Here is a 23,289-nt window from a genome sequence, read left to right on the forward strand (position 1 = left end):
GTTCTCCTCACCTTTTCTTCTTCGATGCCTCGCGCTGCGTCACTCGGCCTTTGACACAATTCTGGCCGATCGTGCGCTCGGTGAAAAGCGGTTTGTCATGACAAATCCGTCAAAGGCCACAGCTGCGTTTGCAGTGCAAGGCCGGCGACCGCCATGGCTATGGTGTTCCACGGCCGGGCATTTGTTGATAGCCTGCCGCACCGACAGACAATAATCGGGGGCCACCGAATGACCTGCGCGAATCCCGCTGACCTCGCACAACGGAACGGAGCGTGGAGACATATCGGGCGGGTACTGACCGCAGCCGTGGTCGTGGTGGCGCTCGCCGGCTGCGAGGACAAGAACACGTTCGTGGCGCCGCCGCCGCCGAAGGTGGACGTCGCGACGCCCGTGGAGCGCGCGGTGACCCGCTATGTCGAGGCCACCGGCAACACCGCGCCGATCAAGAGCGTCGATCTCGTCGCGCGCGTGCAGGGCTTTCTGCAATCGATCGACTACCAGGACGGCAGCTTCGTCAAGCAGGGTACCCAGCTGTTCTTGATCGAGCCTGAGACCTACAAGCTCAAGCTCGAGCAGGCGAAGGCCGCCGAGGTCGGCGCGCAGGCGACGCTGAAGCAGGCCGAAGCCGATTTCAGGCGACAGACCGATCTGGTGCAGCGCCAGGTGGTCTCGCAGTCCACGCTCGACACATCGACATCGACCCGCGACAACGCTCAAGCCAGTCTCCAGCAGGCCCAGGTCAATACGAGGCTCGCCGAAGTCAATTACGGCTACACCAACGTGACCGCGCCGTTCGACGGCATCGTCAGCGCGCACCTGGTCTCGGTCGGCGAGCTCGTCGGCTTCTCCTCCCCGACCCAGCTCGCGACCATCGTGGCGCTGGACCCGATCTGGGTGAACTTCACGGTCAACGAGCAGGACGTCCTGCGCATCCGCGCAGAAGCGGCCCGCCGCGGGCTGACCGTCGCCGACCTCAAGCAATTACCGATCCATGTGGGCCTCCAGACCGAGACCGGCTATCCGCATGAAGGCCACCTCGACTACGTCTCGCCGACCCTCAATTCATCGACCGGAACGCTCGCGGTGCGCGGCGTCGTGCCCAACGACAAACGGGTGCTGCTGCCGGGCTATTTCGTTCGCGTCCGCGTGCCCTTCGACCAGGAGAAGAACGCCCTCCTCGTCCCCGACACCGCGCTCGGAAGCGACCAGGGCGGCCGCTATCTTCTCGTCGTGAACAGCGACAACGTCGTCGAGCAGCGCAAGGTGCAGATCGGCCCTGTCGATAACGGCCTGCGCGTGATCGAAAGCGGCTTGAAGCCGGACGACCGCGTCGTGATCGCGGGGCTGCTGCGCGTGATCCCGGGCCAGAAGATCGACCCGCAACTGACGAAGATCGGTCAGCCGCAGGCGTCGGCCAAGTGAAGGGCTGCCAGCCATGATCTCAAAATTCTTCATCGAGCGGCCGGTCCTCTCGAACGTCATCGCGCTCCTGATGATCCTGATCGGCGGCGTCGCGCTGTTCAACCTCGCGATCGCGCAATATCCCGACGTGGTGCCGCCGACGGTGCAGGTCACCACGCGCTATCCCGGCGCCAGCGCCAAGACCGTGATCGACACCGTGGCGCTGCCGATCGAGCAGCAGGTCAACGGCGTCGAGGACATGCTCTACATGCAGTCCTACAGCGGCTCCGACGGCACCTATACGCTGACCGTGACCTTCAAGATCGGCACCGACCTCAACTTCGCGCAGGTGCTGGTGCAGAACCGCGTCTCCAGCGCACTGTCGCAGTTGCCGAGCGCGGTGCAGAACCAGGGCGTCACCGTGCAGAAGCGGTCGACCTCGATCCTGCTGTTCGTCACGCTGACCTCGCCGGACAAGACGTTCGACAGCCTCTATTTGAGCAACTACGCCACCATCAATATCCGCGACGAGCTCTCGCGCCTGCCCGGCGTCGGCAACGTCACGGTGTTCGGCGCCGGCCAGTATTCGATGCGGGTGTGGCTCGATCCGAACAAGCTGCTAGTGCGTAACCTCGTGCCGCAGGACGTCATCAACGCGATCCAGCAGCAGAGCCAGCAGGTCTCCGCCGGCCAGGTCGGCGCGCCGCCGACGCCGCCGGGCCAGGCGTTCCAGTACACGCTCAACGTCAACGGCCGGCTCGACGACGCCACCCAGTTCGAGAACATCATCGTCAAAACGGGCACCAGCGGCGACGTCACGCGGGTGCGCGACGTCGGCTGGGTCGAACTGGGCGCACAGACCTACAGCCAGATCTTCTCGCTGAACAAGCAGCCGGCCACCGGCATCGGCGTATTCCAGTCGCCCGGCGCCAACGCGCTCCAGGTTGAGCAGGCCGTCGAGAAGAAGATGACGGAGCTCGCCAAGCGCTTCCCGCAAGGCATCAAATACGACACGCCGTTCGACACCACCAAGTTCGTGGAGGCCTCGGTGCACGAGGTCTACATGACGCTGATCGAAGCCGGCCTGCTGGTGCTGGTCGTGATCCTGGTGTTCCTGCAGGACTGGCGCGCGATGCTGGTGCCGGCGACCACGGTGCCTGTGACCATCATCGGCGCGTTCGCGGCAATGGCGGCGCTCGGCTTCACCATCAACATGTCGACGCTGTTCGCGATCGTGCTCGCGATCGGTATCGTCGTCGACGACGCCATCGTCGTGGTCGAGGGCGCAGCGCACAATATCGAGCAGGGCATGAACGGCCACGACGCCGCGATCAGGGCGATGGACCAGCTGTTCGCGCCGATCGTCGGCATCACCCTGGTGCTGATCTCGGTGTTCCTGCCGGCCTCGTTCCTTGCCGGCCTCACGGGGCGCATCTATTCGCAGTTCGCGCTGGTGATCGCGGCGACCGCGCTTCTATCCGCCATCAACGCGGCCACGCTGAAGCCGACGCAATGTGCGCTCTGGCTGCGGCCGACGGTACCGCCGGAGCAGCGCAATTTCTTCTACCGCGGCTTCAACGCCGTCTATAACCGGGTCGAGCGGGGCTATACGCGGCTCATTGGCGTGCTGTGCAGGAACAGCACGATCTCGGTCGCATGCGCACTGGTGCTGATCGGGATCGGCGGCTATGGCCTGTCGCGGGTGCCGACGGGCTTCCTGCCGATCGAGGACCAGGGCTATCTGATCGCCGCGGTGCAGCTGCCCGATGGTGCATCGCTGGAGCGGACCCAGAAGGTGCTCGACAGGGCCGCCGATATCATCAAGGACACGCCGGGCGTCGAACAGGTCATCACCATCGCCGGCATCTCCGCGCTCGACAACAGCGCCAGCCTTGCCAATGCCGGCGTCGCCTACATCATCCTGAAGGACTGGGGAGCCCGCGGCAAAGGCGAGGATTTGCGCTCGCTGGTGTACGGGCTGAACGACAAGGTCGCGACCATCATGGAGGCGCGCACGCTGGTGCTGCCGCCGCCGCCGATCCAGGGCATCGGCAACGCCGCCGGGTTCTCGATGCAGGTCGAGCTGCGCGACGGCAACAGCGATTTCGCCAAGCTCCAGGCCATCACCGGCGCGATGGTCTCCAACGCCCAGAGCCAGAGCGCGCTGCAGCGCGTGCAGTCCTCGTTCCGCTCGTCGGTGCCGCAATTCGACGTCGAGATCGACCGCATCAAGACCCAGACGCTGCACGTCACCACCGATCAGGTGTTCGCGGCGCTCTCGACCTATCTCGGCTCGTCCTATGTCAACCAGTTCAACAAGTTCGGCCGCGTGTTCCAGGTCTATACCCAGGCCGATCCCGCGTTCCGCGTCACCGAGCGCGACATCGCCAACATGCAGGTCCGCAACTCCAACGGCGACATGATCCCGATCGGCACCGTCGCGACGATCACGCCGGCCACGGGCCCGTCGCTGATCAGCCTCTACAATCTCTATCCATCCTCGACCATCATCGGCCTGCCGGCGCAGGGCTATTCCTCGGGTCAGTCGCTGAAGCTGATGGAGGAGATCGCGGACAAGACGCTGCCGCCGGGCACGGGCTATGAGTGGACCGCGATGTCCTATCAGGAGAAAGCGGTCTCGAACCAGATCTACTGGGTGTTCGGCCTCGCCATGCTGCTGGTCTATCTCGTGCTCGCCGGCCAGTACGAGAGCTGGTACGCGCCGATCTCGGTGATCCTCGCGGTGCCGCTGTCGCTGATCGGGCCCATGCTGGTCCTCAACGGCCTCAAGATCGACAACAACCTCTATTGCCAGATCGGCCTGATCCTCCTCATCGCGCTGTCGGCCAAGAACGCCATCCTGATCGTCGAGGTCGGGCTCGAGCTGCACAACCGCGACGGCAAGCCGGTGCTGGAATCGGCGATCGAAGCGGCGCGCGCCCGCTTCCGGCCGATCCTGATGACGTCGTTCGCCTTCATCCTCGGCGTGGTGCCGCTGGTGGTCGCGACCGGCGCCGGCGCCAGCGCGCGCAAGTCGATCGGCATCACGGTGTTCTCGGGCATGCTGGCCTCGACCTGCCTCGCGGTGCTGTTCGTGCCGGCCTTCTTCGTGGTGGTGCAGCGGTTCGAGAACTGGCGTGCGTCGAAGAAGGCGAAGGCGCAGCCGGTGGTGGAAGCGAAGTCCTAGGCCTTCTCCGCCGGCGCCTGCCGCGCCTCGCCGCTCGACACCAGCAGCACCGAGACCTTCGACTGCCGCAGCACGGCGTCGGCAACGCCACCGAAGGACAGATGGTCGCCCTGGATGCGGTCGACGCCCATGACCACGAGATCGATATCGGTGGCGCCGATCTCGCGCAGGATCGCCGCCTCCGGCGCCCGGTTCACGCGCAGTGTCGTGGTGATGTCGACGTCGTAGCGGGCGGCAAGATCGCTGGTGTCCTTGAGGACGCCATCCTCCCGGCTTAGCCCGCGGGACGGGCTGCGCTGCGCGCCCTTGTCGCGCGTCGTCGCGACATAGATCACCCGGAGCGAGCCTGATCCGGCCTGCGCCAGCGCGACCGCGACCTCGGCGCCGCGCTTGGAGACGCCGCTGCCGGAGACCGGAACGAGGATGTTGAGCGCGTCGGGCATCGGCTGCTTCAGATGCTTGCCCTTGGCTGCGACGATCGCAAGCGGTCCTTCGAACGTCGCGGCGATGTCCTCGATCTTGCGATCGAAGCGATCCTTGGCGGCGGTAACCTTGTCGACGCCGACGACGAGCAGATCAAAACCCTTCCGCGCTTCCTCGGCGATCGTCTCGCCGAGCTCCGCGCGCCCCGCCCGGGTGACGACATCGATGCTGCCGGCATTGCCTTCGCCGTGGGCGGATACGGTTTCGGCGGCCTTCTTCACCACGGCTTCATGGCTCTCCTCCTCGTCGCGGCCCTTCTCCTGCTCTTCCGCGCGCCTGCCGATGTGCAGCACGGTGATCGGCAGGCCGCGCATGCCGGCGATCTGGCCGGCGACATGCGCGGCGAAGGTGGCGTTGACGCTTTCGTCCACCGCCAGCAAGGGACGCTCGAGATTGGCGATGAAACCGCGCCTCTCGAATTCTTCGCGCTCAAGGCGCTCCTTCTCCTCCTTGTTCATCGGCAGCCTTGCCAGCGCCGCGCGCAGCATCGGCGGCATCGCCATCGTCGTCACGATCGCCATCGTCACGATCATCGTGAACAGGTTCTGGCTGAGCACGCCGATGGACAGGCCGATGGTCGCGATGATCACCTCGGTGGAGCCGCGCGCGTTCATTCCGCTCGCGAGCGCCAGCGATTCCCGCGTGTTCAGGCCGCCCACGGTGCCGCCGACAAAGGCGCCGCCGAACTTGCCGACGCTGGCGATCACGACCACCAGGCCCGTGAGCATCAGGAGATGGGGATCGCGAAGCACCGAGAGATCGGCGCTGAGACCTGCCAGGCCGAAGAACACCGGCATGAAGAAGCTCGAGATCAGACCGCGCAGGCGCTCGTCGATCTGCTTCGTCAGGATCGGGGATTCGCCGACCAGGATGCCGGCGACGAAGGCGCCGAGCACGGTGTGCACGCCGATCAGATGCGTGATCAGCGCCATGACGGACATCAGCAGCAGGATCACCGTGATGACGGGCGCAGTGCTGACGAGATTGTCGTTGGCCCAGCGGATGAGCTGAAACACCAGCCTGCGGCCGATGGTGAAGCTGACGGCAAGGAACGCGAGCGTGCCGAGCACCGCCTTCGCCACCGAGGCAATATCCAGCGTCCCATGCGAGGCCAGGCTGAAGATGACCGCGATGATGATCCAGCCGATGGTGTCGTCGATGACGGCGGTGGCGACGATGATCTGGCCGACATTGCGGCGCATGAAATTCATCTCGCGCACGACCACGGCGACGATCTTCACCGAGGAGATCGACAGCGCCGTGCCCATGAACAGCGACGCCACGAGGCGTTCTTGCGGATTGGGCAGCAGCGCATCAGGCAGGAACTCGCCGAGCGCAAAACCGCAGGCAAAGGGCACGAGGATGCCGGCGATCGAGATCGCGATCGCGGCCTTGCCAACCTTCTTGACCAGCTTGAGATCGGTCTCCATGCCGGTCAGCAGCAACAGCAGCAGGATGCCGAACTGGGCGATGCCGTCGATCATCGCCTTCTGCTCGGGAGTCTTCGGGAAGATGGCGTGCTGCGCCTCCGGCCAGATCCAGCCGAACAGTGACGGCCCCAGGATGATGCCGGCGAGCAGCTCGCCGATCACCGAGGGTTGGCCGATCCGCTGCATGATCTCGCCGAGGCCGCGGCCGACGGCGATCAGCAGCACGATCTGCGCGACCAGCAGGAATTCAGAGGGACCGGCCGATTTGCCGCCCTCGGCGCCGGCCGCAATGGTGGTGAGGACAAGCGCCGCGGGGACAAGGCCGACCGGTCGGAGCAGGCTCCACTGCATGCAGGTGTCATTCCCCCTTCACTTGCCCCGGTGTCGGGGCCACGGGGATAGAACCCGCAGGAGGTGGAGCGGGTTCCCGCGGCTTGCGGCGGGGGACGAAAACAAAAAGGTCGAAAACAACCCCATGCACAGTAGCGATGGCGTTGAAAAAGCTTGAGAAAATTTCGGCCTTACCGAATCTATTTACTCCGTCGGGCAAAACACCGGCATAATGGCATCATGGGTGGCATGCGCGGCCTGCCTCCTCATCCCCCGTCATTGCGAGCTTCTCGGTCAATGCGAGCGAAGCGAAGCAATCCAGAGTCCCTCTGCGGAGGTGGTCTGGATTGCTTCGTCGCTACGCTCCTCGCAATGACGGGGAGAGAGCCTAGGCCGCCTGCGGCGACCTGATCTCGCGCGGCAGGATGATCGCGGCGGCGATCGCCAGCAGGCAGAGCGCGGCGAAGGCATGCAGCATCGTGACGAAGCCGCCCTGCTCGTAGAGCCACGCGACCAGGCCGACGGAGGCGCCGGCCGCGGTGAAGCCGATGAAATAGCGCACGGCATAGGCGCGCGAGCGCCATTCCTCGCTGGTGTATTTGCCGACCATGGCGTCGTTGACCGTGACCTGCCCGAACGCGCCCATGACGATGCCGATGGAGACCAGGATCAGCGGCAGATTGGACAGGCTCGCGGCCAGATACAGGAACGGCGCCAGCATGAAGGACAGCGGCAGCGCCACCGTCTTCAGCGAATAGCGGTCGAGCAGCCGGCCGATCGTGTACTGCGTCATCGCGCCGAACACGTAGACGCAGGCCGCGATGACGCCGAGCAGCGCCGGGCTCTTGGTGAGATCGGCGAGCCGTTCCGCGAACAGCTTTGGCAGCGCCACGGTGACGGCATTGAACGTGGTCGAGATCGCGATCACGACGATCAGCAGCGACAGGATGACCCGCCACATGTCCTGCTTGGCCACACGCGCCTGGGCGGCCGCCTGCTTCGAGCCCTTGCGGTCCTCGTGCACGACCATCATCGCGAAGGCGATGCCGATCAGGATCGTCACGATGCCGGGAATGATGAAGGCAAAACGCCATCCAAAATACTGGCCGATCACGCCGGTGACCAGCGCGGACGAGGCGACACCGAGATTGCCCCAGACGCCGTTGATGCCCATCTCGCGGCCGAGCCTGTCGGCATAGGACACGATCATCGCAGTGCCGACGGGATGGTAGATCGAGGCAAAGATGCCGATGGCCAGCAGCGCGGCGCCGAGCTGCGCCGGGGTCTGCACGAAGCCGACCGAGATCATGGAGAGGCCAATGCCGACGAAGAAGATCAGCATCATGTGGCGGCGGCTCCAGCGGTCCCCGAGCCAGCCGGTGAGCAGCGAGCCCGCGCCGAACGCGACGAAGCCCGGCGTCGCGTAAGGCAGGAGCTCAGAATAGGCCATGCCGAGCGCGGGCCCCATGATGATCACCGCGGCGGCGAAGATCAGCATCGAATAATGGTCGATGAAATGGCCTGCGTTGACGAAACTGATCACCCGGCTGGGACTGTTCATTCCGAATCCTCTCCTGCTCCGAAATGGGTTATATGTCTTGGCCATGACGGGATGCTGCCAATGACTGTCTTGGAAACGCCAATCCTGCGGGAGGTCCGGAGCAATCATCGCTCGCCCGCGGGCGTGCACCTGGTCGCCCGCGACTATCCCAAGGGCATGCGGATCGATCCGCACATGCACCGCGAGGCACAGCTGATCTATGCGGCCAAGGGCACCATGCAGGTGACGACGCCCGGGGGACGCTGGCTGGTGCCGCCGGACCGTGCGGTCTGGGTGCCCGCCGGACTCGAGCACGCCCTCGACCTGCTCGCCGACATCGAGATGCGCACGCTGTATTTCGACCTGTCCTGGCTCAAGCGCCAAAAGCGCTATGAGGGCCTGACCAGGGAATTCGTGGTGCGGGTATCGCCACTGCTCAATCAGGCGATCCTCGCGCTGTTCGACGCACGCAACACCGAGGAGCGCACCGAGCTGCTGGTCCGTCTGGTGATGCTGGAATTGAACCAGGCCGAGGATTCCGCGACCTTCGTGCCGCTGCCGCACGAGCCGCGCTGCCGCCGCGCCGCGATGATCGTGCTCGACGACCCCACCGGCCTGCACGACATCGACACGCTGGCGCGCGAGGTCGGAACCTCCGCGCGCACGCTGTCGCGGCTGTTCTCCACGGAGACGCAGCTGAGCTTCAAGAGCTGGTGCCAGCGCGCGCGCATCGCGGCAGCGATCCGGCGGTTGTCGACGGACACCAATGTGTCGATGAAGCAGCTCGCGACCCAGCTCGGCTATGCCAGCGTGTCGGCGTTCTCGGCCGCGTTCCGGCAGGTGACGGGGCGGACGCCGACGGAGTTTGCTGGGAAGGGCTGAGGTCGCCGCCAAGCCGCAAGAAATCGTAGGGTGGGCAAAGCGACTTGTCCGCCGTAGCTCGAAGAGCGAAGGCGGAAGCGTGCCCACCTCTTTCGCTGTCGTCGAGAGAGATGGTGGGCACGGCGCAAGTGCGCCTTTGCCCACCCTACGGCAGCGGTGCCCTCGGTGACATTGTCCGCATTCAACGGCATGACGGCATTCTTGCAATGCACGGCCCAACTAAAGATGCCGCATTCCCCTGCTTGATTGTGATCGGCTTTCACCTAAATCCCGTGTAAGCTTCCGCAGCGCACAAACCGGAATCGAAAAGCTCCGATGGCCAACGCCTATTTCTCCGACCTGCTCGCCACCATCTCCGAACGCGGCCGCACGCTGCTTCGACGCGGGAATTCGGCCGACACCAAGCAGGATGCCGACGGGCTGATCGAGCTCTGCGGCGCCTTGTTGTCGGGCCGGGGCGAAGCTTCGGGCACCGCCATGGCGCGTGAGGTGCTCGACATCTACCAGGAGTTGGATGCGACGGGACGCCGCGCTTTCTTCGAAGCACTGGTGCGCGATTTCGGTCCCGACCGGGAACGCCTGTCCAGGGCGATCGAGAAATGGCGCGCCAAGCCCAGCGACGAGGACGCGAGCTCCCTGCACTTCGCCTCCGAGCCGCGGCGGCAGGAGCTGATCCGCCGCCTCAACCGCGCGCCGGGCGGCACCGGCGATCTCGTCAGCATGCGCGCCGATCTGCTCGGCATGATGAACGGTCACACCGATCTCGCCGCGCTCGATCGCGACGTCTCGCATCTTCTCTCTTCGTGGTTCAACAGGGGGTTTCTCGTGCTGCGCCGGATTGACTGGTCGACCCCGGCCAACATCCTCGAAAAGATCATCCGTTACGAAGCCGTGCACGAGATCAGCGACTGGGACGATCTGCGCCGCCGCATCGATCCGGTCGACCGGCGCTGCTACGCCTTCTTCCACCCCGCCATGGTGGACGAGCCGCTGATCTTCGTCGAGGTGGCACTGACCGAGACGATCCCCGGCGCGATCGCCCCGCTGCTCGCGGTGGACCGCCAGCATCTGCCGATCGAACGCGCGCGCACCGCGGTGTTCTACTCGATCTCCAACACCCAGCGCGGGCTTGGCGGCATCTCCTTCGGCAGCTTCCTGATCAAGCAGGTGGTCGAGGAGCTGCGCCGCGAGACGCCGAAGCTCGACACCTTCGTGACGCTGTCGCCGGTGCCCGGCTTCATGCAGTGGGTCAAGCAGGACAAGGACCTGCCGCTGTCCGACGAGGACCGCGAGATCCTCAAGCGCCTCGAGGATCCCAAGTGGTTCGAGAACCCCGAGACGACCACGCTGCTGCGCAGCGTGATCGACCCGCTCGCGGCGTACTATTTCCTCAAGGCGCGCACGCCGAAGGGCAAGCTGATCGATTCCGTCGCCCGCTTCCATCTCGGCAACGGCGCCCGGCTCGAGCGCATCAACTGGTTAGGGGATCTCTCGCCGAAGGGCGTGCGCGAGTCCGCCGGCGTCATGGTCAACTACCTCTACCGCTTCGACGACATCGAGAAGAACCACGAAGCCTACGCCAATGATGGCGAGGTGGTGGCCTCGAGCGCAGTGAAGAAGCTGCTCAAGGGCGAAGGGCGAAGGCTGCTGGACATGCGGTTGTCGTAGCGACAACCTCGGCTGTCGTCCCGGACAAGCGCAGCGAAGCGGAGCGCAGATCCGGGACCCATAACCACAGGAAGACGTGGTTACGGGGACTCGGAGTTGCCTCGTCGCATCACGACTCCTTCCTGGGGTTATGGGTCCCCGCCTTCGCGGGGACGACACCGTTGTTGGCGCGGCCATCGCGTCGCACCACAAACAAGCTGCTGAAAGACGGCCACTGGACACCCGCCCATCCCAGGCGCTATCGGTTTCATCAGTTCCTGCACCAAAGACGGGACACCATGAAACGACGCCACTTTCTCGGCCTGACCGCCGCGGCGGCAACCAGCCTCGCCCTCACGCCTGCACGCAGTTTCGCGGAGGGCCCTCCTTCAGGGCCCGAGATGACGGCGCTGTGCGATTACATGAGTGCCGCCAAGGCCCGCGCACTTCCGCCCGAGATCGCCGAACACGCAAAGCACCACATCCTCGACACGCTGGCCTCGATGATATCGGGGTCTGAGCTGCCGCCCGGCCAGGCCGCGCAGCGCTACATCCGCGCCAATGCCACGCAGGGAACGGGCACCGTCGCCGGTACGACGCTCACGGCATCGCCGGTCGAGGCCGCACTTGCGAACGGCGTGATGGCACATGCCGACGAAACCGATGATTCCCACAGCCCGTCACGGTCGCATCCGGGATCCTCGACCGTTCCTGCCGCACTTGCGCTTGGCGAGCACCTCGGCATCGACGGCGCCCATCTCCTGCGCGCGGTGACGCTCGGCTACGATGTCGGCACGCGCGTGGTGATGGCGATGGGCGGCGCCGATTTCAGCTATGAGAGCGTGCTGAGCACGCACAGCATCGCCGGCACGTTCTGCTCTTCCGCGGCAGCCGCCTGCGTCGCCGGCTTCGATCCGCGCCGGATGCGCTGGGTGCTCGACTATGCCGCGCAGCAATCCTCCGGCTTCATCGTGTGGCGGCGCGACGTCGACCACATCGAGAAGGGATTTGTGTTCGCCGGCATGCCGGCCCGCAACGGCGTCACCTCGGCGCTGCTGGTGCGCTCGGACTGGAACGGCGTCGACGACGTCTTCTCGGGGCCGGACAATTACTTCCTGGCGTATTCGCCCAAGGCGGCGACCGCAAAACTCGTGGACAAGCTCGGCGAGCGCTACGAAATCGCGGGCACCGACATCAAGAAATGGACGGTGGGATCGCCGATCCAGGGACCGCTCGACGCGATCTATACGATCCGCAGCAAGCGGGCCTTCGAGGCGGAGCAAGTCAAGCAGGTGACGGTGCGTCTTGCGCCATCGGTCGCCGAGGTCGTGGACAACCGCGACATCCCCGACATCTGCCTCCAGCACATGGTCGCCGTGATGCTGCTCGACAAGACCGCGTCTTTTCACGCCGCGCATGACAAGCCACGCATGCGGGACGCGGCGGTTTTGACGGAGCGCGCCAAGGTGAATTTGGTGCGCGACGAGGAGCTCGCCAAACTGCTGCCGGTGCGCGTCGCCATCGTCGAGATCGAGCTTACCGACGGCAGCCGCCTCTCCGAGCGCATCACCGCCGTGCGCGGCACCCCGCGCAACCCGATGACGCGCGAAGAGGTCATCGACAAGGCGCGCGACCTGATCGCGCCGGTGGTCGGGCGGGAGAAGTCGGAGCAGTTGATTAAGTCGGTCTATGAGATCGAGGCGGTGACGGATATTCGTGCGCTGCGGCCGTTGCTGCAGCGGGCGTGAATTCTACCGTGACGTCCAATAACGCCGCAGTCCCCAAGCCGACGCCCTCCGCGGAGCGGATCGATGCCATCGACATTCTGCGCGGCATCGCCCTGCTCGGCGTCATGGCCATCAATCTCGTCATGGAATTTCGCGTTTCGATCTTCGAACAGTTTCTTGGTCCCAAGACGCTCGCATCGCCGGTCGATCGCATCATCGAAACGATCCTGACACAGGCCGTCGAACTCAAAGCGTTTGCGCTGTTTTCGCTGCTGTTCGGCGCAGGTCTTGCCATTCAATTCGACCGGCTCGCGACCAGCGAGCGCCGCGCCGCGCTGCTCGTGCGCCGGCTCGCCGTGCTGCTGGTGTTCGGTGTCATTCACCTGTGCCTGATCTGGAACGGCGATATCCTCACCGAATATGCGCTGGCGGGGTTCATCGTGCTGCCGCTCCTGTTTGGCCCGCGCTGGCTGCTCGCTCTCGCCGCGCTGGTGTTTCTGGCGCTGTATCTGGCGATGCAGGCCTTTCCGCCGGCTGGATTGTTTCCGAGCAGGGCCGCGATCTGGCAGGACGTCATAGATGCCAATCGCATCTATGCGACTGGCGGCCTCCTCGACGTGCTGGCGTTTCGCCTACGCGAAATTCCCCTCATCGCTTCCCTGCACGCATTCGTCTTCCTGCGCACGATCGGGCTGTTTCTTGTCGGCGCGCTGGCCTGGCGTAGCGGCATTGTGCAAAATACCAGCGGACTGCTCGTCATCGCGCTCCCCGCGCTCACTCTCGGCGCCGCCTTGCTTCATGGCGGCATCGAGCCGCTCGGCACCATCCTGCTGGCGATGGGCTATGGTGCCGCCATCCTCGGGATCGCCCGTTTCGAGCGCGGCAAGAGGCTGCTTGGCTGGGCCGCGCCGCTCGGCCGGATGGCCTTCACCAACTACGTCGCGCAATCCCTCGTCTTCGGCTGGATCTTTTACGGCTACGGCCTTGGCCTGTTTGGGCGGCTTGGCATCACCCCGGCCCTCGCCATCGGCATCGCCGTCTACGCCGGACAGGTGCTGTTCAGCGCATGGTGGCTGCGCCACTTCCGATACGGTCCGCTCGAATGGCTGTGGCGCACGCTGATGTATGGCGTGCGGCAGCCGATGGTGCTGTCACGGGGGGCCGCGATGCGCACTCAACTGTCGTCCCGGACAAGCGAAGCGCAGATCCGGGACCCATAACCACAGGGGTGGGTTTGGCGAAGACTCGGAGTTGCCAGCTCGCGCCATAACTCCTCCCTAGGGTTATGGGTCCCCGCGTTCGCGGGGACGACAACGGAGCAAGTGGCGCGGCCGTCGCACTCCCAGCGCCGCCCCTACTCCGCCAGCGCCTTCATCTCCTTGTAGAGGTCCGATTTGCCCTCGAAGCCGATGCCTGACAGCTCGGGCATGGTGATGTGGCCGTTCTCCACGCGGACGCCGTCGGGGAAGCCGCCGTAAGGCTGGAACAGGTCGGGGTAGCTCTCATTGCCGCCGAGACCCAAGCCCGCTGCGATGTTGAGCGACATCTGGTGGCCGCCGTGGGGGATGCAGCGGCTGGGCGACCAGCCGTAGGTCTTCAGCACCTCCAGCGTGCGCTGGTATTCGCACAGGCCATAGGACAGCGCGCAGTCGAATTGCAGCCAGTCGCGATCGGGGCGCATGCCGCCGTAGCGGATCAGATTGCGCGCGTCCTGGTGGCTGAAGAGATTCTCGCCTGTCGCCATCGGGCCGGGATAGAATTCGGCAAGCGCGGCCTGCAGCGCGTAGTCGAGGGGATCGCCGACCTCCTCGTACCAGAACAGCGGATAGTCGCGCAGCATCTTGGCGTAGGCGATGCCGGTCTCCAGGTTGAAGCGGCCGTTGGCATCGACGGCGAGCTGCGCGTCCTTGCCGATCTCCTTGAGCACCGCCTCGATGCGCGTGCGATCCTCCTCGATTGGCGCACCGCCGATCTTCATCTTCACGACGTTGTAGCCGCGGTCGAGATAGCCGCGCATCTCGCCGCGCAGCATCGAAAGATCCTTGCCGGGATAGTAATAGCCGCCGGCGGCGTAGACGAAGACGCGCGGATTGGCTGTGAGACCATGCCGCTCGGCGAGCAGGCGAAACAGCGGCTTGCCCGCGATCTTCGCCACCGCATCCCATACCGCCATGTCGATGGTGCCGACCGCGACCGAGCGCTCGCCATGGCCGCCCGGCTTCTCATTGGTCATCATCGCGGCCCAGACCTTGTCGGGGTCGAGATTGTCACCGGCCGCGTCGAGCAGCGACTTCGGATCGGCTTCGAGGATGCGCGAGGCAAAACGCTCGCGGATCAGGCCGCCCTGCCCGTAGCGGCCGTTGGAATTGAAGCCGTAGCCGACGACGCGCTTGCCGCCGCGCACGACGTCAGTGACGACGGCGACCAGGCTCGTCGTCATCTTGGTGAAGTCGATATAGGCGTTGCGGATCGGCGATGAGATCGGCTTGGTGATCTCGCGGACGTCGACGATGCGGACGGACATGGGGGGTGGCCTTACTTTTTTAATGCGTCATTCCGGGGCGATGCGCAGCATCGAACCCGGAATCTCGAGATTCCGGGTTCTCGCTATCGCGCGCCCCGGAATGACGGCTTCGCCGTCACTTCTTATCCCGGAAATACGGCTCGACCGGGCCATGCACCTTGATGGTCAGCGGGTTGCCGTAGCGGTCCTTGGCGTTGCCGGCGGTGACGCGGACCCAGCCTTCGCTGATGCAGTACTCCTCGACATTGGTCTTCTCGACGCCCTTGAAGCGGATGCCGACGTCGCGCGCCAGGATGTCCGCGTTGTAATAGGGGCTGTTCGGATCGACCGACAGGCGGTCGGGAAATTCGTCGCTCATGATTGTCTCGCTCATAACAGGGTCTCGATTTGTTGCCGCAATCCTTCGGGCCGGGCGGTCGGCGCATAGCGCGCGATCACCTTGCCGGCACGGTCCACCAGGAACTTTGTGAAATTCCACTTGATGGAGGCGCCCAGCAGGCCGGATTGCTGGCGTTTCAGGTACTCGTACAGAGGATGTGCGTTGCTTCCGTTGACGTCGATCTTCTCGAACAGGGGAAAGGTGACGTCGTAATTGGTCGAGCAGAACGCCTGGATCTCGCTCGCCTGCCCCGGCTCCTGCGCGCCGAACTGGTTGCAGGGAAAGCCCAGCACCGAGAAGCCGCGCGGGGAGAGATCGCGATAGAGATCCTCGAGGCCGCGATATTGCGGCGTGAAGCCGCATTTGCTCGCGGTGTTGACGATCAACAGCACCTGCCCTTCGAAACGGCGCATCGGCACTTCGTCGCCGAGAAGCGAGTTGGCCTTGAAGTCGTAGATCGCAGACATCGCTAACCCACGGGATCGATCGGCGACGGCGGCACGCCGCCAGCCTCGATCGCTTCGCCCGCGAGCAGACACAGGTCCTCGCGGTAGCGGCCGGACACGATGTGCACGCCAACGGGGGCCTTGCCGACAAGGCCGGTGGAGACCACGAGGCCCGGAAGCCCCATGAAGGGCGTCGCGATCTGCGGCATCTGCGCCTCCCAGACGCGTTCGAAGGATGCCGCGTCCTTGCGATCGAGATGATCCGGGAACGGCAGCTCGCCGGAGACCGGCGTCAGCACCACGGCATATTTTTCAAAGAACACCATCCAGTCGCGCGTCAGCGTGGCGCGGCGGGTCAGCGCCTGCGCGTAATTCGCCTGGTCCATCGGCGTGACCTTGGCGCGGTTGCCGCGCAGGCACGCCAGCGCGCCGGGATCGCCCTCTCGCTCGGCCATTTCCAGCTGCGCCTCATAGGCATCGCCGAGCCAGAGTTTTCGTTGCCACTCGACCGCCTCGCGCATCGGGGGCGTGTTCTCGATCGTCTCGACAGTCCAGCCGGCGCGCTCGAGCCGCTTGCCGGCGTCGATCACCGCGGCCTTCACTTCCGGCGTGGTCGCAAGGCCGTCCGGGTTGAGGCAGAGCGCGGCGCGCTTCGGCCGCGCCGGGCCTTCCAGCGGCGCCGGCACGAACCAGGGGTCGCGGATGTCGCGGGCCGCCATCGCTTCGAGCGAGATCCTGAGATCGTTGACGGTGCGCGCGAGAGGACCCGACACCGCCATGATCTGCGGCCCGATCGGGCGCTCGGGCAGCGCCGGGTTGAAGGCGGGGATGCGGCCCAAAGTCGGGCGCAGGCCGTGCACGCCGCAGGCATAGGCGGGATAGCGGATCGAGCCCGCGATGTCGGTGCCGTGGGCGATATGGCCGATGCCGGCCGCGACCGCCGAGCCGGCGCCGCCGGACGAGCCGCCGGGGGTCAGCGAGGCGTCGCGGGGGTTCTTGGTATCGCCATGGACCAGGTTGGTGGTGAACCAGCGATAGGAGAAGGCCGGGCAATTGGTGCGCCCAAGGAGAATGGCGCCGGCCTTGCGGAAATTGGCGACCACCGGATTGTCCTCGCGCGCGATCAGGTCGCGCTGGAGCTTCAGGCCGTTGGTGGTAGCAAAGCCCTCCTGGTCGACATTGGCCTTGATGGTGACGGGGACGCCGGCGAGCACGCCGGGGTCCTCCCCCCGGCCAATGGCGGCATCGACGGCGTCGGCCTGCTTGAGCACGTCCTCCGGCCGGTGGTCGATCACCGCGTTGAGCGCGGGATTGACCGCATCCAGCCGGGCGAGACCGGCCTTGGCGGCCTCCCGGGCGGAAACCTTCCTGGATTTGACGAGGGTGGCGAGGTCGGCGGCCGACAGGCGCCAGAGATCTTGCATGGCTTGCTCCGTATGACCGGCGTCTTTTAGCGCCGGGAACGCGGCAAAGCCATGCGGATTTCGCAGGGAGGAAGAGCGGGTTAGTGCCGCGTCGCCGACTGGTCCGGCATGTCCAGCAGCGCCTCGCTGAAGGGAAACTCCAGCACGATCTCGCCCTCGACGTCGGTCACCTCGATGACGGCCTCGAGCAGCGCCGGCTGGGCGCCCTCCGATTTCACCACTTCGAGGATCATCTGGCGGGCGACCTCCCAGGCGCGATCGGGGTTGCGCAGGTCCTCTCCGTCAGGATCCACGATCAGTTCGTCGCCGATGCGGGTGTTGAAGAAGTATCTGGGCATCACGAAGGTCCACTTGGGTCGCCTGTACCGGATTGACGGCTGCACTGCACTCACAACTGCTTTATCAGGACAGGGTTCGCGACCGAATGCGCCGAGCGCAAGGCAGCATCACAGTAACCGATGTTCCACCTCATTTTCGCGGCGCAACATGGCTTTCTCGGGAAGATTTCACTAGCGAACTTTTCCGCCCGCAGTAATTTAACCGTGGGCGATATGTCCGAAGTCGCAATATGGAGAGCCGAAATGGCCTGGAAAGCCCCCAAGATCGTCGAAGTGCCCTGTGGCATGGAAATCAACATGTATGTGAGCGCCACCCGCAAGTAAGCGGTTGGTGAGTTTGCGTTCTGCGCAGGTGGATCTTTCGGTCACGATCGGTTTCCGGAAGATACGAAACTTGTCGGCAGCTGTGTCGGCCTGAGATCCACCTCGCGACGTTCCCTCCAGGAGACGTCTAATGCTTCGCGTCGTCGTCCTGGGCGCCGGGGCCGGCGGCGGAGTCCCGCAATGGAACTGCGGGTGTGAGGGCTGCCGGGCGGCCCGTGAAAACGGCCAGGAGCTTCAGAGAAACCAGGCCTCGGTCGCTTTCAGCGGCGACGGTGAGCATTGGTTCCTGATCAACGCCTCCCCCGATCTTCGTCAGCAATTGAATGCCACGCCGCAGCTGCATCCCAAGGCCGGCGCGTTGCGCCATACGCCTGTCGCAGGCGTGATCCTGACCAACAGCGAAGTGGATGCGGTGGCAGGACTGCTCTCGATGCGCGAGGGCTCGCCCTTCACGGTCTATGCGCATGAGAAGGTGCTGGCGATCCTGAAGAGCAACAGCATCTTCAACGTGCTGAACGAGAAGAACGTGCGGCGCCAGCCGATCGGGATCAGCGAGCCGTTCGAGCCGCGCCTCGTCGATGGCACGCGCTCGGGACTCGAGGTGCTGCCCTTCGCGGTGCCCGGCAAGTCGGCCTGGTATCTGGAAGGCAAGGCGCATCCGGGCGGCGAGGCCGGCGACGGCGATACGCTCGGTCTGAAGATCACCGACAAGTCCACCGGCAAGTGCTTCTACTTCATCGCCGCCTGCGCCGAGGTCACCGACGCGCTGAAGGCCGAGATCGACGGCGCCGCGCTGGTGTTCTTCGACGGCACGGTCTGGCAGGACGACGAGATGATCAGGGCCGGGCTCGGCCACAAGACCGGCAAGAGCATGGGCCATGTCGCGATGTCCGGCGACGACGGCGCGATCGCGCGGCTCGCCGACCTCGATATCGACAGGAAGATATTTCTGCATATCAATAACTCGAATCCGGCACTGCTGCCCGGCTCAATCGAGCGCAAGACTGCCGAACAGGCGGGCTGGCAGATACCCGCCGACGGAACGGAGATCGTGCTGTGAATGCCGCGTCACTGACTGGAATGACTGCGCTCTCGATCGGCAAGGACATCAGGCTCACCAGCGCCGATGAGCTGGAGGCGACGCTGCGCCATATCGGGGCGACGCGCTATCACAGCCTGCATCCGTTCCATAAGCTGCTGCACGGCGGCAAGCTCAACAAGGGTCAGGTGCAGGCCTGGGCGCTGAACCGCTACTATTACCAGAGCACGATCCCGATCAAGGACGCCGTGGTGATCTCGCGCTTCCGCGACCGCGCCACGCGGCTGGAATGGCGCCACCGCATCGAGGACCATGACGGCGACGTCGGCAGCGAGGGCGGCATCGAGCGCTGGCTGAAGCTGACCGAGGGTCTCGGCCTCGACACGGCCTATGTGGAATCGACCGAAGGCATCCTGCCGGCGACGCGCTTCGCGGTGGAGGCTTACGTCCACTACTGCCGCGAGAAGAGCCCGCTGGAGGCGATCGCTTCCTCGCTCACCGAGCTGTTCGCGCCGAACCTGCACGAAGAGCGCATCTCCGGCATGCTGGAGCATTACGACTTCGTCAATCCTGATATCATGAGCTACTTCAAGCGCCGCCTTGCGCAGGCGCCGCGCGATGCCGGATTCGCGCTCGACTATGTCAAGGCGCATGCAACGACGCCGGAGCAACGCGCCCAGGTGTGCAACGCGCTGATCTTCAAGACCAACGTGCTGTGGGTGCAGCTCGATGCGCTGCAACACGCTTATGTCGAGGGCAACATTCCGCCGGGCGCATTCGTGCCCAAATCGAGCTGAGGATCGTAGCGATGGCCGGGCCGCGTCATATCAGCGTCAGCGAGGCAAGCCGCCCCGTGCTGCCGCGGCATGCCAAGCTGAAATACGACGAGACGCGAAAGGTCTGGGTGATCCTGGCGCCGGAACGGGTGCTGGCGCCGGACGAGATCGCGGTCGAGGTCCTGCAGCTCTGCAATGGTGAGCGCAGCGTCGGCGACGTGTCCGATCAGCTGGCCGCGAAATACGCCGCGCCGCGCGAGGCGATCCTCGCCGACGTCATAGTCATGCTGCAGGATCTCGCCGACAAGGGCTTCCTCACGGAGGCCCGGGAGAAGACGTCATGAGCGATGTGCTCGGCAACCCGGTCATCCCGCCCGACGCCAGCGACAGCCTCGCGGTGCTGGAGAAGCAGCGCTCGACGGCGGAAACGTTTGGTATTCCGCTCGCGGTGCTGCTCGAGATCACCCATCGCTGCCCGCTGCAATGCCCCTATTGCTCCAACCCGGTCGAGCTCGACCGCTCGGGCAAGGAGCTGACCACCGAGGAGTGGAAGAAGGTGTTGAGCGAGCTCGCCGAGATCGGCGTGCTCCAGGTCCATTTCTCCGGCGGCGAGCCGACGGCGCGCAAGGACCTCGTCGAGCTGGTCAAGCATGCCAGCGACGTCGGCCTCTACACCAATCTGATCACCTCTGCCGTGCTGCTGACGCGCGAGCGGCTGAGCGAGCTTGCCGATGCCGGGCTCTGCCACGTGCAGATCAGTTTCCAGGGCGTCGAAGAGGGCCTCGCCGATCGCGTCGCCGGCTACAAGAACGGTCACCGCAAGAAGCTCGAGGTCGCAAAGTGGACGCGCGAGCTCGACCTGCCGCTGACCGTGAACGCGGTGATGCATCGCCAGAATCTGCACCAGCTCCCCGACATCATCCAGATGTCGATCGATCTCGACGCCGACCGGCTCGAGGTCGCCAATGTGCAATATTACGGCTGGGCGCTGAAGAACCGCGCCGCGCTGATGCCGACGGTCGCGCAGTTAGATGAGTGCACGCGCATTGTCGAGGAGGCGCGCGAGCGCCTCAAGGGCACGCTCGCCATCGACTACGTGGTTCCCGATTACTACGCGCTGCGGCCGAAGAAGTGCATGGGCGGCTGGGGCCGGCAGTTCTTCAACATCTCGCCCGCCGGCAAGGTGCTGCCGTGCCACGCCGCCGAGAGCATCACCGGGCTCGACTTCGAATCCGTGCGCTCCAACCATTCGATCGCCTGGATCTGGCAGAACTCGGACGCCTTCAACCGCTATCGCGGCACCGGCTGGATGAAGGAGCCGTGCAAGACCTGCGAATTCCGCGAGATCGATTTCGGCGGCTGCCGCTGCCAGGCCTTTGCGCTGACGGGTGACGCCGCCAACACCGATCCGGCCTGCGCGCTGTCGCCGCTGCACGAAACCATCTTCAAGCAGGCCGAACGCGAGGCCGAGGGCGAGACGAACCGCTTCCTCTATCGCAACTTCGCCGGCGGCACTCTGGAATCCGAGAATGGTGCCTGACGCCGACGCAGGCACATCCGTAAAACGTGCCGATCCTTTCGCCCCGCTGACCTCCGACATGCTCGATGTCGGCGACGGCCATGAGCTCTATGTCGAGAGCGTCGGCCGCGCCGACGGCATCCCCGCGATCTATCTGCATGGCGGACCCGGCAGCGGTTGCCAACCCGACCATCGCAAGCTGTTCGATCCCGAGCGCTTCTGCGCCGTGCTGTTCGACCAACGCGGCTGCGGCCGCAGCCGTCCGAAGGGATCGCGCGAGCACAACACGACGGCGCATCTGATCGCGGACATGGAGAAGATCCGCGAGAATTTTGGCTTCGAGCGCTGGATGGTGGTGGGCGGCTCCTGGGGCGCGACGCTGGCGCTGGCGTATGCGCAAGCGCATCCCGAGCGCGTCTCCGGCATCGCGCTGCGCGCGACCTTCCTGGGAACGCGGGCCGAAGTGGAGACAGCCTTCACGTCGCGCCTGTCACAGTTCTATCCCGCGCTCTACGAGGATTTTCTGAGCGTGCTGCCCCTGGAGGAGCGCGCGCATCCAATCGACGCCTATTGGCGCCGCATCCTCGACGCCGATCCGGCCGTGCACGGGCCCGCTGCGCGCGCCTGGCACGACACCGAGCGCGCCTTGTCGGAGCACAAGGCCGCAAAGACGCGGCTGGATCTTGCGTCACTGAACGTCTGGCGCACGCTGCCTGCGACGCCGTTCATGGAAGCGCATTATTTCGTCAACAATTCCTTCATGAGCGAAGACCAGTTGTTGCGAAACGCGGGCCGGCTCGAAGGCATTCCCGGCATCATCGTGCAGGGCCGCTACGATCTGTTGTGCCCTCCTGAGACATCCGGGCGGCTTGCGAAAGTTTGGCCCGGTTCCGAGATTCGGATCGTGGAAGAAGCCGGACATTCGCTCTATGATACCGGCGTGCGGGACGCGGTCATGAAGTCGATCGCGGACCTCGCGTCGAAAGTCGCGCGCTAGCATCTGCCTCCTCATCCTGAGGAGCACTCCAAAAGGAGTGCGTCTCGAAGGATGAAGGGCCGAGATGCTGCAGCGGGGCCTTCATGGTTCACCCGGCGATACGTAGCATCGTCCGGATGCTCACCATGCGGGTCAGCATGGGAAGGACAACAAGAAAATGCCGCTCGCCGGGCAAGGCATGCTGCTGACGTCGATGAATATCGACGCTCCAGATGAAGCCGATTTCAACCGCTGGTACGATCGCGAACATCTGGAAGAGCGCGTCGCGATCGAGGGATTCCTGGAGGCGCGGCGCTATGTCGCGCATGCCGCCACTCCCAAATATCTCTCGCTGTACTCGACCGAAACGCTCGATGTGCTCGACAGTCCAGCCTACCGGACGCGGCTCGCCAACCAGACCGAATGGTCGCGGCGGAGCATGGCGCATTTCAAGGACATGCTGCGCGTGGTCGCGCGCATCACCATCAGCAAGGGCACCGGCCGCGGCGCGGCGCTCGGCCTCGTGCGGCTGCGGCCGACGCCGGACAACGCGAGCGCATGGCGTGATGCACTGCAAGAAAAGCTGGCACCGCAGGACCGCGAAGGCATCATCTCGATGCATCTGCTCGAAAGCGAGGCGGAATTGTCGGGCGCAACGGCGGATATTCCGGCGGTGCGCAACGAAGGCGCACACGACTGGTTCGTGCTGATCGACGGCACCCGTGTCGGCGCGGTCTCCGCTGTCATCGCCGAACGCTTCACCGGTCCCGCTGCATCGCCCTTCCCGCTTCCTGTCTCCGTCGGCACTTATTCGCTGATGTGGGACCTCGCGAAGAGCGACATCGCGCCCAGCTAAAGCAGCTATCCGCAGCGCAACATATTGCATCGCACGCAGCTTGCGCGCGGCCCTAATGCTG

At 65.0% G+C, this 23,289-nt stretch carries 20 protein-coding genes; 13 read left to right on the plus strand and 7 right to left on the minus strand.

Annotated features, from left to right (window positions below; all coding sequences use genetic code 11):
• Positions 1-228 precede the first annotated feature (228 nt).
• Positions 229-1,422 carry an efflux RND transporter periplasmic adaptor subunit gene (locus NLM15_RS35750; RefSeq protein ID WP_254122611.1) on the plus strand — a complete coding sequence of 398 codons (1,194 nt, stop codon included), beginning with the start codon at positions 229-231 and terminating at the stop codon, positions 1,420-1,422.
• A 13-nt stretch (positions 1,423-1,435) separates the two neighbouring features.
• Positions 1,436-4,588 carry an efflux RND transporter permease subunit gene (locus NLM15_RS35755; RefSeq protein WP_254122612.1) on the plus strand — a complete coding sequence of 1,051 codons (3,153 nt, stop codon included), beginning with the start codon at positions 1,436-1,438 and terminating at the stop codon, positions 4,586-4,588.
• Here NLM15_RS35755 and NLM15_RS35760 read toward each other — a convergent pair.
• Both NLM15_RS35760 and NLM15_RS35765 read right to left on the minus strand, forming a co-directional pair.
• Positions 4,585-6,852 (minus strand): cation:proton antiporter, encoded by a 2,268-nt coding sequence (locus tag NLM15_RS35760; RefSeq protein ID WP_254122613.1) that lies wholly within the window; start codon positions 6,850-6,852, stop codon positions 4,585-4,587. The two genes, NLM15_RS35755 and NLM15_RS35760, sit on opposite strands and share 4 nt — an antisense overlap.
• A 367-nt stretch (positions 6,853-7,219) precedes the next feature.
• Positions 7,220-8,392 carry an MFS transporter gene (locus NLM15_RS35765; protein ID WP_254122614.1) on the minus strand — a complete coding sequence of 391 codons (1,173 nt, stop codon included), beginning with the start codon at positions 8,390-8,392 and terminating at the stop codon, positions 7,220-7,222.
• A gap of 60 nt (positions 8,393-8,452) precedes the next feature.
• Between NLM15_RS35765 and NLM15_RS35770 the strand changes: the two genes are divergently transcribed.
• The 4 genes from NLM15_RS35770 (at position 8,453) to NLM15_RS43830 (ending at position 13,847) form a co-directional block, all read left to right on the plus strand.
• Positions 8,453-9,253, plus strand: a complete 801-nt coding sequence (locus NLM15_RS35770) for a helix-turn-helix transcriptional regulator (protein ID WP_254122615.1) — start codon at positions 8,453-8,455, stop codon at positions 9,251-9,253.
• Between the two features lie 315 nt (positions 9,254-9,568).
• Positions 9,569-10,921, plus strand: a complete 1,353-nt coding sequence (locus NLM15_RS35775; RefSeq protein WP_254122616.1) for a malonyl-CoA decarboxylase — start codon at positions 9,569-9,571, stop codon at positions 10,919-10,921.
• A gap of 278 nt (positions 10,922-11,199) precedes the next feature.
• Positions 11,200-12,648 carry an MmgE/PrpD family protein gene (locus NLM15_RS35780; protein ID WP_254122617.1) on the plus strand — a complete coding sequence of 483 codons (1,449 nt, stop codon included), beginning with the start codon at positions 11,200-11,202 and terminating at the stop codon, positions 12,646-12,648.
• 8 nt (positions 12,649-12,656) lie between these two features.
• Positions 12,657-13,847: a DUF418 domain-containing protein gene (locus NLM15_RS43830; RefSeq protein WP_254122618.1), complete on the plus strand. Its 1,191-nt coding sequence runs from the start codon at positions 12,657-12,659 to the stop codon at positions 13,845-13,847.
• A gap of 134 nt (positions 13,848-13,981) precedes the next feature.
• Here the strand turns inward: NLM15_RS43830 and tarD are convergent, their stop codons facing one another.
• The 5 genes from tarD to NLM15_RS35810 all read right to left on the minus strand — a co-directional run bounded on the left by tarD (position 13,982) and on the right by NLM15_RS35810 (position 17,738).
• On the minus strand, positions 13,982-15,151 hold the full coding sequence (gene tarD / locus NLM15_RS35790) for a D(-)-tartrate dehydratase (protein ID WP_254122619.1): 1,170 nt from the start codon (positions 15,149-15,151) through the stop codon (positions 13,982-13,984).
• A 115-nt stretch (positions 15,152-15,266) separates the two neighbouring features.
• The gene (locus tag NLM15_RS35795; protein WP_100231941.1) at positions 15,267-15,524 is read right to left on the minus strand and encodes a DUF3297 family protein; all 258 of its coding nucleotides are present in this window, start codon (positions 15,522-15,524) and stop codon (positions 15,267-15,269) included.
• Entirely contained in the window at positions 15,521-15,997 is a 477-nt protein-coding gene (locus NLM15_RS35800) for a glutathione peroxidase (RefSeq protein WP_254122620.1), read from the minus strand. Before NLM15_RS35800 ends, NLM15_RS35795 begins: the two co-directional genes overlap by 4 nt.
• Before the next feature lie 2 nt (positions 15,998-15,999).
• On the minus strand, positions 16,000-17,400 hold the full coding sequence (locus NLM15_RS35805) for an amidase family protein (RefSeq protein ID WP_254122621.1): 1,401 nt from the start codon (positions 17,398-17,400) through the stop codon (positions 16,000-16,002).
• A gap of 80 nt (positions 17,401-17,480) precedes the next feature.
• Positions 17,481-17,738 carry a DUF6894 family protein gene (locus NLM15_RS35810; RefSeq protein ID WP_254122622.1) on the minus strand — a complete coding sequence of 86 codons (258 nt, stop codon included), beginning with the start codon at positions 17,736-17,738 and terminating at the stop codon, positions 17,481-17,483.
• 243 nt (positions 17,739-17,981) lie between these two features.
• Between NLM15_RS35810 and pqqA the strand changes: the two genes are divergently transcribed.
• The 7 genes from pqqA to NLM15_RS35845 all read left to right on the plus strand — a co-directional run bounded on the left by pqqA (position 17,982) and on the right by NLM15_RS35845 (position 23,228).
• Entirely contained in the window at positions 17,982-18,062 is an 81-nt protein-coding gene (gene pqqA / locus NLM15_RS35815) for a pyrroloquinoline quinone precursor peptide PqqA (RefSeq protein WP_007595659.1), read from the plus strand.
• A gap of 130 nt (positions 18,063-18,192) precedes the next feature.
• Complete coding sequence (gene pqqB, locus NLM15_RS35820; protein ID WP_254122623.1) at positions 18,193-19,122, plus strand: pyrroloquinoline quinone biosynthesis protein PqqB; 930 nt, start codon at positions 18,193-18,195, stop codon at positions 19,120-19,122.
• Entirely contained in the window at positions 19,119-19,898 is a 780-nt protein-coding gene (gene pqqC, locus NLM15_RS35825; RefSeq protein WP_254122624.1) for a pyrroloquinoline-quinone synthase PqqC, read from the plus strand. Before pqqB ends, pqqC begins: the two co-directional genes overlap by 4 nt.
• Positions 19,899-19,909: 11 nt before the next feature.
• Positions 19,910-20,221, plus strand: coding sequence for a pyrroloquinoline quinone biosynthesis peptide chaperone PqqD (gene pqqD, locus NLM15_RS35830; RefSeq protein ID WP_143841421.1), 312 nt, complete (start codon positions 19,910-19,912; stop codon positions 20,219-20,221).
• Positions 20,218-21,417 carry a pyrroloquinoline quinone biosynthesis protein PqqE gene (pqqE, locus tag NLM15_RS35835; RefSeq protein WP_254122625.1) on the plus strand — a complete coding sequence of 400 codons (1,200 nt, stop codon included), beginning with the start codon at positions 20,218-20,220 and terminating at the stop codon, positions 21,415-21,417. Before pqqD ends, pqqE begins: the two co-directional genes overlap by 4 nt.
• Positions 21,407-22,393, plus strand: coding sequence for a prolyl aminopeptidase (gene pip / locus NLM15_RS35840; protein WP_254122626.1), 987 nt, complete (start codon positions 21,407-21,409; stop codon positions 22,391-22,393). The genes pqqE and pip overlap by 11 nt, the downstream gene beginning before the upstream one ends.
• A 157-nt stretch (positions 22,394-22,550) precedes the next feature.
• The gene (locus NLM15_RS35845) at positions 22,551-23,228 is read left to right on the plus strand and encodes a DUF4286 family protein (protein ID WP_254122627.1); all 678 of its coding nucleotides are present in this window, start codon (positions 22,551-22,553) and stop codon (positions 23,226-23,228) included.
• Positions 23,229-23,289: the final 61 nt, after the last annotated feature.

This window comes from Bradyrhizobium sp. CCGB20 (genome assembly GCF_024199855.1).
Taxonomy (GTDB): domain Bacteria; phylum Pseudomonadota; class Alphaproteobacteria; order Rhizobiales; family Xanthobacteraceae; genus Bradyrhizobium.

What these genes read in the sequence shown, in the direction of transcription:
- NLM15_RS35750 (WP_254122611.1), top strand. Translation starts at nt 229, where the DNA reads ATGACCTGCGCGAATCCCGCTGACCTCGCACAACGGAACGGAGCGTGG.
- NLM15_RS35755 (WP_254122612.1), top strand. Translation starts at nt 1,436, where the DNA reads ATGATCTCAAAATTCTTCATCGAGCGGCCGGTCCTCTCGAACGTCATC.
- NLM15_RS35760 (WP_254122613.1), bottom strand. Translation starts at nt 6,852, where the DNA reads ATGCAGTGGAGCCTGCTCCGACCGGTCGGCCTTGTCCCCGCGGCGCTT.
- NLM15_RS35765 (WP_254122614.1), bottom strand. Translation starts at nt 8,392, where the DNA reads ATGAACAGTCCCAGCCGGGTGATCAGTTTCGTCAACGCAGGCCATTTC.
- NLM15_RS35770 (WP_254122615.1), top strand. Translation starts at nt 8,453, where the DNA reads ATGACTGTCTTGGAAACGCCAATCCTGCGGGAGGTCCGGAGCAATCAT.
- NLM15_RS35775 (WP_254122616.1), top strand. Translation starts at nt 9,569, where the DNA reads ATGGCCAACGCCTATTTCTCCGACCTGCTCGCCACCATCTCCGAACGC.
- NLM15_RS35780 (WP_254122617.1), top strand. Translation starts at nt 11,200, where the DNA reads ATGAAACGACGCCACTTTCTCGGCCTGACCGCCGCGGCGGCAACCAGC.
- tarD (WP_254122619.1), bottom strand. Translation starts at nt 15,151, where the DNA reads ATGTCCGTCCGCATCGTCGACGTCCGCGAGATCACCAAGCCGATCTCA.
- NLM15_RS35795 (WP_100231941.1), bottom strand. Translation starts at nt 15,524, where the DNA reads ATGAGCGAGACAATCATGAGCGACGAATTTCCCGACCGCCTGTCGGTC.
- NLM15_RS35800 (WP_254122620.1), bottom strand. Translation starts at nt 15,997, where the DNA reads ATGTCTGCGATCTACGACTTCAAGGCCAACTCGCTTCTCGGCGACGAA.
- NLM15_RS35805 (WP_254122621.1), bottom strand. Translation starts at nt 17,400, where the DNA reads ATGCAAGATCTCTGGCGCCTGTCGGCCGCCGACCTCGCCACCCTCGTC.
- NLM15_RS35810 (WP_254122622.1), bottom strand. Translation starts at nt 17,738, where the DNA reads ATGCCCAGATACTTCTTCAACACCCGCATCGGCGACGAACTGATCGTG.
- pqqA (WP_007595659.1), top strand. Translation starts at nt 17,982, where the DNA reads ATGGCCTGGAAAGCCCCCAAGATCGTCGAAGTGCCCTGTGGCATGGAA.
- pqqB (WP_254122623.1), top strand. Translation starts at nt 18,193, where the DNA reads ATGCTTCGCGTCGTCGTCCTGGGCGCCGGGGCCGGCGGCGGAGTCCCG.
- pqqD (WP_143841421.1), top strand. Translation starts at nt 19,910, where the DNA reads ATGGCCGGGCCGCGTCATATCAGCGTCAGCGAGGCAAGCCGCCCCGTG.
- pqqE (WP_254122625.1), top strand. Translation starts at nt 20,218, where the DNA reads ATGAGCGATGTGCTCGGCAACCCGGTCATCCCGCCCGACGCCAGCGAC.
- pip (WP_254122626.1), top strand. Translation starts at nt 21,407, where the DNA reads ATGGTGCCTGACGCCGACGCAGGCACATCCGTAAAACGTGCCGATCCT.
- NLM15_RS35845 (WP_254122627.1), top strand. Translation starts at nt 22,551, where the DNA reads ATGCCGCTCGCCGGGCAAGGCATGCTGCTGACGTCGATGAATATCGAC.